The organism is Kitasatospora sp. NPDC056783, from assembly GCF_042789895.1.
In the GTDB taxonomy this organism is placed as follows: Bacteria; Actinomycetota; Actinomycetes; order Streptomycetales; family Streptomycetaceae; genus Kitasatospora.
Map to the genome: position 1 here is coordinate 1 of NZ_JBHUAF010000374.1, position 8,567 is coordinate 8,567.

General features: G+C 75.6%; 8 protein-coding genes. 4 read left to right on the forward strand and 4 right to left on the reverse strand.

The annotated features are described in order from the left end of the window. On the reverse strand, window positions 1-1,462 hold a 1,462-nt coding region (locus tag ACFRMQ_RS33915; RefSeq protein ID WP_380734611.1), incomplete at its 3' end, for an MMPL family transporter. A gap of 382 nt (window positions 1,463-1,844) precedes the next feature. Between ACFRMQ_RS33915 and ACFRMQ_RS33920 the strand changes: the two genes are divergently transcribed. From ACFRMQ_RS33920 to ACFRMQ_RS33930, 3 genes are read left to right on the forward strand one after another with little or no spacing between them, the layout of a single operon-like run. After that, window positions 1,845-2,969 (forward strand): DegT/DnrJ/EryC1/StrS family aminotransferase, encoded by a 1,125-nt coding sequence (locus tag ACFRMQ_RS33920; protein WP_380734612.1) that lies wholly within the window; start codon window positions 1,845-1,847, stop codon window positions 2,967-2,969. A gap of 22 nt (window positions 2,970-2,991) precedes the next feature. Further along, the gene (locus ACFRMQ_RS33925) at window positions 2,992-3,936 is read left to right on the forward strand and encodes an NAD-dependent epimerase/dehydratase family protein (protein ID WP_380734613.1); all 945 of its coding nucleotides are present in this window, start codon (window positions 2,992-2,994) and stop codon (window positions 3,934-3,936) included. Window positions 3,937-3,948: 12 nt separating this feature from the next. Continuing rightward, a complete protein-coding gene (locus tag ACFRMQ_RS33930) occupies window positions 3,949-5,040 on the forward strand; it encodes a glycosyltransferase (protein ID WP_380734614.1) in 1,092 nt (363 codons plus the stop codon). Between the two features lie 79 nt (window positions 5,041-5,119). Here the strand turns inward: ACFRMQ_RS33930 and ACFRMQ_RS33935 are convergent, their stop codons facing one another. The 3 genes from ACFRMQ_RS33935 to ACFRMQ_RS33945 form a co-directional block, all read right to left on the reverse strand. Continuing rightward, entirely contained in the window at window positions 5,120-5,875 is a 756-nt protein-coding gene (locus ACFRMQ_RS33935; protein ID WP_380734615.1) for a polysaccharide deacetylase family protein, read from the reverse strand. Next, window positions 5,872-6,663, reverse strand: coding sequence for an SDR family NAD(P)-dependent oxidoreductase (locus ACFRMQ_RS33940; protein WP_380734616.1), 792 nt, complete (start codon window positions 6,661-6,663; stop codon window positions 5,872-5,874). Before ACFRMQ_RS33940 ends, ACFRMQ_RS33935 begins: the two co-directional genes overlap by 4 nt. A gap of 129 nt (window positions 6,664-6,792) precedes the next feature. Next, window positions 6,793-7,683, reverse strand: coding sequence for a DMT family transporter (locus ACFRMQ_RS33945; RefSeq protein ID WP_380734617.1), 891 nt, complete (start codon window positions 7,681-7,683; stop codon window positions 6,793-6,795). 177 nt (window positions 7,684-7,860) lie between these two features. Here ACFRMQ_RS33945 and ACFRMQ_RS33950 point away from each other — a divergent pair. Beyond that, window positions 7,861-8,567, forward strand: a 707-nt coding sequence (locus ACFRMQ_RS33950) for a DUF981 family protein (protein ID WP_380734618.1), incomplete at its 3' end; no start/stop codon positions are given.

Here is an 8,567-nt window from a genome sequence, read left to right on the forward strand (position 1 = left end):
CGTGCACGATGTCCTTGGTCTTGGCATCGCTCGGACCGGTGGCCGGGACGGCGTTCAGGATGGCGGTGTCGCCCGCCTTGTTGAACATCGGCGGCGTCACCGCGACGACCCCGGGCACGCCGGAGACCTTCTTCTCGACCGCGTTGACGGCGGCCTTCGGGTCGGCGACGCCCTTGACGTCGACCATGACCGTCAGCGGGCCGTTGAAGCCCGGGCCGAAGCCCTCGGAGAGCAGGTCGTAGGCGCGGCGCTGGGTGGTCGAGGTCGGCTTGGCCTCGTCGCCCGGCAGGCCGAGTCGCAGGTCGAGCGCCGGGGCGGCGAGCACGCCGAGGCCGATCACACCGCCGAGCAGCACCGCGAGCGGGCGGCGCACGACGAACCGGGCCCAGCGGGCGCCGCCGTTCTCCTTCGCGGCCGGGGCCGCCGCACCGCGGGCCTTGCGGGCCTTGCGCGGCAGCGCCTTGCGGCCGAGGAAGCCGAGCAGCGCGGGCACCAGGGTGAGCGCGACCAGCACGGCGATGACGACCGTCCCGGCGGCGGCCATGCCCATCTTGGCCAGGATCGGGATGCCGACCACGGAGAGGCCGGCCAGCGCGATCACCACGGTGAGGCCGGCGAAGACCACCGCGGATCCGGCGGTGCCGACCGCCCGGCCGGCCGCCTCCTGGGGTGCCCGGCCCTCGGCGAGCTCCGCGCGGTAGCGGGAGACGATGAACAGCGCGTAGTCGATGCCGACCGCGAGGCCGAGCATCATCGCGAGCGTGCCGGTGGTGGCGGAGAGCCCGAGCGTGCTGCCGAGCGCCGTGATCAGCCCCATGCCGAGGCCGACGCCGATGATCGCGGTGAGCAGCGGCAGGCCGGCCGCGAGCAGCGAGCCGAAGGTGATCACCAGGACGACGGCGGACAGCGCCATGCCGATCGCCTCGCTGCTGCCGCCCGCGTCGGGCTTGGCCATCAGCGCGTTGCCGCCGATCTCGACCTTGAGCCCGGCGTCCCGGCCGTGCTGGGCGGCCTGCTCCAGGGTGTCGGTGGCGGTCTTGGAGACCTCGCCCGCCTTGGCGGAGTAGTTGACCGTCGCGTACGCGGTGGTGCCGTCCTGGGAGACGGCGCCCTGCATCTTGAACGGGTTCACCGCGCCGGTGACCTGCTCGGACTTGGCGACCTCGTCGACCGTGCGCTCGACCACCTGCTGGTTGGGGGCGGCGGTGATCTTCTGGCCGGAGGGGGCGACGAACACGATGCGCGCCGAGGCCCCGTCGGCGTGGCCGCCGGGGAAGCGCTCGTTCATCAGGTCGAAGGCCTTCTGCGCTTCCGTGCCGGGCATCGCGAAGCCGTCGTCGGGTGCGGCGGGCGCCTTGGCCGCCAGGACCCCGACGGCGGCCAGCACGGCGACCCAGAGGAAGGTCACCAGCCGGCGCCGGACGAAGGTCCATCGGCCCAGACGGTAGAGGAACGTGGCCACGGGAGAGCGGACTCCTTCGGATGCGGTTCGTTGGAACTGGACGCACCACGGCGGGCCGGGCGTCCTGGTGGACGCGGGTCCGCCGCAGCATGACCCATCCTTGATCGCCGTCCCCTCATCCGTCGTCGTCCCTGCGCAGGCCGTTTGCGTACTACGGACGCAGTACGGCTCTCCCCCGTACGGAGGAGCGCGCGCCCCGCACCGGTGGCAGCGCTCCGACCTGCGGCGGAAGCAGGTCCGGTCACTCGCGCGGACCGCGACGGCGGGCCGCGGCCCGGTGGGCGAAGTAGCGTGATCCTCCTGACCCGTCCGCTTTCCGTGCGGTTCGGGAGGATCCGACCCGATCGGTGCTGCTCTCGCAGCCCGCCGCCGGAGGTGCCCCATGGGCGTTCCAGCCGCCCGCATCGTGTTCGACGAGAACGACCGCGCGGCGGTCGCCGAGGCGGTGACCGAGATGCTCGGCACCGGTTCGCTCACCCTCGGTCCGTGGACCGAGCGCTTCGAGCAGGCCTTCGCCGCCGAGCACGGCGCCTCGCACGCCGTCGCGGTGAGCAGCGGCACCGCGGCGCTGGAGGTGATCCTGCGCAGCGTCGACGTCCGGGGCCGCGACGTGGTCGTCCCCGCCGTCACCTTCTACGCGACCGCCGGCGCGGTGCTGCACGCGGGCGGCCGCCCGGTGTTCGCCGACGTCGACCCGGCCACCCTCGCGCTCTCCCCCGAGACCCTGGAGGCCGCGCTCACCCCGGACACCGCCGCCGTCGTCCTGGTGCACATCGGAGGGCTGGTCGGCCCGCAGGCCGGCGCCCTGCGCGCGCTGTGCGACCGGCGCGGCATCCCGCTGGTGGAGGACGCCGCGCACGCCCACGGCAGCAGCTTCGACGGGCGCGCCGCCGGGACCTTCGGCCTGGCCGGGGCCTTCTCCTTCTACCCGACCAAGGTCACCACCAGCGGCGAGGGCGGGATGATCCTCACCGAGTCGCCGGAGCTGCGCGACGAGGCCCGGGTCTACCGCGACCAGGGCAAGGGCTCCTTCACCACCAACCACCACGTCAGGCCCGGCCACGCCTGGCGGATGAGCGAGCCGCACGCCGCGATCGGCGCGGTGCACCTGCGCCGGCTGAAGGAGTTCGTCGAGAACCGCCGGGCCGTCGCCCGCCGCTACGACGCGGCGCTGGCCGGCCTGGACGGCCTCGACCCGGTGCTCGAGCCGCCCGGCTGCCGCGGCAACTACTACAAGTACGTGGCGCTGCTGCCCGCCGGGGTGGACCGGGCGGAGTTCAAGCGGCTGGTGGCCGAGGAGCACGGGGTGCGGCTGTCCGGCGAGGTCTACGACCTGCCGCTGCACCTCCAGCCGGTGCTCGCCCCCCACCGGCGTGGGCCGCTGCCGGTGGCCGAGGACGTCTGCGCGCGGCAGGTCTGCCTGCCGGTGCACTCCGACATGACCGAGGACGAGACGGAACAGGTGGTCGAGGCCGTGTCCGCGGTGCACCGCCGCCTGGCCGGGTGACCGGAGCGAAGGGAGCAAGACCGTGCGGATCGCCGTCACCGGGGGCTGCGGGTTCATCGGTTCACACGTCGTGGACCACCTGATCGCGGCCGGCCACGACGTCCTCGCCGTGGACACCACCGACAAGTACCTCAACCCCGACGCCGAGCACGCGCGGCTCGACGTCCTCGACCTCGGGGCGCTGACCGCGGCGCTGGCCGGCAGCGAGGTGGTCTACCACCTGGCCGCGATGGCCGACGTCGAGCGGGTGTCCGCCGACCCGGTCGGCGCGGTGCGCAGCAACATCGGCGGCACCGAGGCCGTCCTCGAGGCCGCCCGGCGCAGCGGTCTGAGCCGCACGGTGCTGGCGAGCACCGTCTGGGTCTACGGCGCCGCCCTCTCCGACGGTCAACTCGACGATGGAGAGCAGGAGTTGGACGAACACGTGCCGATCGAGCTGGAGCGCAGCGGCCATCTGTACGTGGCCACCAAGCTCGCCTCCGAGATGCTGGTGCACAGCTACCGCGAGCTCTACGGGCAGCACTTCACCATCCTGCGCTACGGCATCCCGTACGGCCCCCGGATGCGGAACGAACTGGTCGTCGCCCGGTTCGTCCAGGCGGCGCTGGCCGGGCGGCCGATCACCATCGCCGGCGACGGCCGGCAGAGCCGCAACTTCGTCTACGTCGAGGACCTCGCCGACGCCCACGTCCGGGCGCTCTCCCCCGACGCCGAGGACCAGACCTTCGCGCTGGAGGGCTCGACGGCCGTGACGGTGCGGAACATCGCCGACACCGTGGACCAGTTGCTGGGGCCCGTCAGCATCGAGCACGTCGACGGGCGGAAGGCCGACTACACCGGGCGGCGGATCTCCTCGGCACAGGCCAAGCGGCTGCTGGGCTGGTCGCCGCAGACCAACTTCACCGACGGGGTCCGGCGGTACGCGGACTGGTACCGGGCCTCCGTGGGCCCGGCCGCCCGCACCTGACGGGGCCGCCCGATGCCGCACGCCCTGCTGGTCTCCGGCTCGCTCGGACAGGGCCACGACGTGATGGCGCGGGCCTGCGCCGACACCTTGCGGGAGCGCGGCTGGAGCACCCACACCGTCGACGCCATGGCCCTGCTCGGGCAGCGCTCGGGCGCGGCCGGGGAGGCGGTGTTCCGCCGGCTGCTCGACCTGCCGGGGGTGTACGACGCCTTCCACTTCTCCGCGCTGCGGCCCGGCGCCCGGATCGCGCTGCTCGCCGACGCGGCGGCCCGCCACCGGCTGGTCCCGGCGCTGCGGGAGCTGATCGAGGCGCAGCGCCCGCGGCTGGTGGTCTCGGTGTTCGCCACCGCGACCTCCGCGGTCAACCGGCTGCTGCGGCAGGCCCCGGAGCGGGAGTTCCGGCACTTCGTGTTCTGCACCGACGTCACGCCGCACCGGCTCTGGGTGCAGGAGGGGACGGACCTGTTCCTGGTCACCTCGGAGGTCGCCGCGTGCGCGGTGCGGCGCTACCGGCCGGAGGCCGACGTCGTCGTGGTGCCCGCGCCGCTGCGCGGGCCCTTCTACCGGCCGCCGACCCGGGCCGCGGCCCGTTCGGCGCTGGGCGTGCCGGACGGCGCCCGGTGCGTGCTGCTGATGTCGGGCGCCTGGGGGCTCGGCCCGCTCGCCCGGACCGCCGCCGAGCTGGCCGCCGCCGGGCCGCACGTGCTCGCGGTGGCCGGGCGCAACCGGGAGCTGGAGCGCCTGCTGCGGGACGCCGCGCGCCGGCAGCCCCGGCTGCACCCCTTCGGCTACACCGACCGGATCGCCGAGCTGATGTCCGCCGCCGACCTGGTGGTCACCGCCTCGGGTGACACCTGTAGCGAGGCCCGGGCGCTGGGCCGGCGGCTGCTGCTGCTCGACGTGGTGCAGGGGCACGGGCGCGACAACCTCCAACACGAGCTGGAGCTCGGCCACGCCGAGGTCGCCACCGCCCGCCCCGCCGAGGTGGTCCGCAACGCCCTGGCCGCGTTGGGCCGCCCCGATCCCCCGCCGTCCGCGGGCGCGACACCGGCGGCCTGGCAGGAGGGGTTCGGGTCGGCTCTGCGGCGGATCGGGCTGGGGTAGCCGGGCACCCCCGCCGCACGCCCCGCACAGGTCGGCGCCCCCTCCCGGGCCGGCGCCCCCGCCGGTCGGCCACGGCCGGTCAGCGACGGCCGGGCGGCACCCCGTGGTCGCGCAGCGGGCCGAGGGCGAGCCCGTGCGCGCGGCAGTGGGCGGCGATCAGCGGGAGGGCGGCGAGGGTGGCGCGCCAGGAGCCGGGGGCGGAGGTGCGGTCGGAGTCGTGCAGGAGGAGGGTGGCGCCGGCGGTGAGGCCGGGGCGGGCGGTCGCGTAGACGGACTCGCCGGTGGCCCGCGCCGTCCAGTCGCGGCCCCAGGCGGTCCACAGCACGCTGCGCAGGCCCAGGCGGCGGGCGGCCAGGGCCGGGCCCGCGGTCAGGACGCCGTAGGGCGGGCGGTACCACTGCGGGCGGGCGCCGCAGAGTCCGGCCACGGCCTCGGTGGCCCGGCGCAGTTCGCGCAGGTCGCGGACGGGGGCCGGATACGGCTGCGTCCGGTGGTACCAGCCGTGGACGGCCACCTCGTGGCCGCGCGCCACCAGCTCGCGGCCGAGCGCGGGGGCGCGCTCCAGCATCTCGCCGAGCAGGAAGAAGGTGGCGCGGGCGCCGAGGTCGTCCAGCGCGTCGAGGACGTACGGGGTGCCACGCGGATCGGGGCCGTCGTCGAAGGTCAGGGCGATGTGGGCCGGTGCGGTGCCGTGGCCGGCGGTGCGGCGGGCCAGGGTGCGGCGCAGCGGCGGCAGCCGGACGGCGGCCGGGGCCAGGTGCAGGAACTCGACGGCCGTGGCGGCGGCGAGCGCCGCCGCGACGGCGGTGCCCGCCCGGTGCGCGGCGGCGCTCATCCGAAGCGCGCGGCCATCCGGCGGAACACGCCGGGCGCCACGCCGTGGACGCGGGCCGGGAAGCCGAGCCACTGCGGGACGTACAGCCGGTCGCGCCCGGTGGCGATGGTCGCGACCACGGTGTCCGCGACCCGTTCCGCCGGGACCGGGCGCGGCCGCTCGCGCTGGTACGGGGTGCCGCGCCGGTCGAAGAACGGGGTGTCCACCGCCCCCGGCAGCACCAGGCGCACCCCCACCCCGGTGCCGCGCAGCTCGTACCAGAGGCTCTCCGCGAACATCGCCAGCCCGCCCTTGGTGGCCGCGTACCCGGCCTCCTCGCGCACGCCGACCTGGCCGGCCATCGAGCCGATCAGCACGATCCGGCCGCGCCGGCGTTCCAGCATGCCGGGCAGCAGCAGGCGGACCAGGCGCAGCGGGGCGGCGAGGTTGACCTCGATCATCCGGTCCAGGGTGTCGGAGGGCGTCCGCGCGTACGGGCCGCGCCAGCCCAGGCCGGCGCTGGCGATCAGGGCGTCCACCCGGCCGGCCTCGGCCAGGGCCGCCTCGGCCAGGCGGGCGGGGCCGTCCGGCTTGGCCAGGTCCTCGGGCAGGGCCCGGCCGCCGGTGCGCTCGGCGAGGTCGTCGAGGCGGGCGCGGTCGGTGCCGGAGAGCAGGGTGTGCCAGCCGGCGTCGGCCAGGCGGGTGGCGGTGGCGAGGCCGATCCCGGAGGAGGCGCCGGTGATCAGCGCGACGGGGCGGCCGGGCCGGTCCGTCCGGCGCTCCGGGGCCTCGGTGTCCACGGTGTCCACGATGTCCTTCGGGTCCGACCTCCGGGGTCGGGGGTGGGGCTCCTCCGCCATCGGGCACCTGCCGCTCTGTGACCGGGTCGCCGTCCGTTTTGTCCGGCACGCCACCTTCGCATGGCGGCGCCGCCCGGGCTACCGGGGCGGCGGGGCGGCCGGCTCCGACGCGGCGTCGCGGTGCGGGGCGACCGGCCCGGCGGACTCTCCCTCCGGCTCGCCGAAGCGGGAGAGCGCGAAGGTGCCGCCCACCGCGACCGCGAAGCCCGTCAGCGCGCACCACTCGAACCCGGGGCGGGTGGCGTCCCCGAGCACCGCCACGCCGACCAGCGCCGGGCCGAAGGTCTCGGTCACCGTTCCGGCGGCGGTCGCGGCCGTCACCGTGCCGCGTTGCAGGGCCAGGGCGTAGGCGAGGTAGCCGCCGAGGCCGCCGGCCGCGAGGGCGTAGGCCGCGGGGTCGGTGAGGACGGCGACCGGACCGGAGGCGTCCAGGACCCGTACGGCCAGGCTGGTCACGCCGAAGCCGACGCCGGCCAGCAGGCCCAGCCCGGCCGCGGCCGCGGTGCCCCGCCGACGCACCAGGACCAGGGTGGCGAGCAGCACGGCGGCGGTGGTGGCGAGCAGCGACCAGTGGAACGCGGGCGCGGCGTGGTTGCGGCCCTCCTGCCCGGAGCCGAGCGCCAGCAGGGTCAGTCCGACGACGACCGCGAGGATGGCCGCGAGGTCCCCCCGGCGCAGCCGCGCGCCCAGCAGCCGGACGGCGGCCACGGCGGTGACGGCCAGGCTGGCGTTGGTGACGGCCTGCACCAGGAACAGCGGGAGGGTGCGCAGCGCGACGATGCTCAGCACGAAGCCGACGATGTCCAGCAGCGTGCCGGTGATGAACTGCCAGGAACGCAGCAGGGCGGCCAGCAGACCCGCCCGGACCCGGTCGGCACGCGGGGCCGACCGCGCCCCCCGGGCCTGGAAGACCGCCCCGAAGCCGAAGCAGACGGTGGCGACCAGCGCGGTGGTGAGTCCCAGCAGCATGCCTCTCCCAGCGTCGCGGGGCAGCGTCGGTCCCCCACCAGTCTGTGCCAGGGGTGGCGCGGGCGCGCGGGTGGGGCGGTCGGAGCGGAGTCGGTGGGCCCGTCGGGTGAACCGGCGCGGCGCGGGGTGTAGCGGCGGAGCGCGTTGCGTCATGCCTCACCCATGATTCAGCACGTCATGCCACTCGCCGCATCCGGTCTGAAGATCGACTGGGCCCGGATGCCGACGTACAACACGATCATGTCGGTGGCCGCCGGGGCCGGACTGCTCCTCGTGGTGGCCCTGGGGCGCCTGCTCCTCGCCCGCCGGGCCGGCGCCACGCTCGACGGCTGGGCGCTGGCCTTCGCGGCGCTCGGGTTCACGCTCGTCACCACCGGCCTGCACATGACCCTGACCTGGCCGCTGGCCGGGCAGGGCTTCCCGTTCGACAACGTCATCTTCGGCGAACCCGCCCTGGCGTTCGGCGTCTTCCTGCTCACCGCCGCCTTCTACCTCTGGAAGCGCGGCGGCGAGCTCCTCGCCGTGGACGGCACCGACCGGACGACCCGGGTCGCCGCGCCGATCTCGGTGTTCGTCTTCGGCATGGGGCTCGCCTGTTTCGGCATCGCCGCCGCGGGCTGGAAGTACACGCTCTTCGCCGCCCCGCCCGAGGAGCCCATCTCCGGGGAGTTCTCGGACTGGCCGTGGCTGGAGGCCAGCTTCATGTCCGGGCTGTACGTCCTGGTCGGCGTCGGGGCGCTGCTCTTCCCGTTCGCGCTGCGCGCCCCCAGGCGCTGGATGACCCCGGTGATCGGGGTCGCCTGGGGGCTGGCCGGGCTCGCCTTCCTGGTCTTCGGCGGGCTGAACTACTTCACCCACATCGGGCTCATCGTCAACACCATGTG

Coding starts and splice junctions, on each gene's coding strand:
- ACFRMQ_RS33930 (WP_380734614.1), top strand. CDS start 3,949: ATGCCGCACGCCCTGCTGGTCTCCGGCTCGCTCGGACAGGGCCACGAC.
- ACFRMQ_RS33920 (WP_380734612.1), top strand. CDS start 1,845: ATGGGCGTTCCAGCCGCCCGCATCGTGTTCGACGAGAACGACCGCGCG.
- ACFRMQ_RS33945 (WP_380734617.1), bottom strand. CDS start 7,683: ATGCTGCTGGGACTCACCACCGCGCTGGTCGCCACCGTCTGCTTCGGC.
- ACFRMQ_RS33935 (WP_380734615.1), bottom strand. CDS start 5,875: ATGAGCGCCGCCGCGCACCGGGCGGGCACCGCCGTCGCGGCGGCGCTC.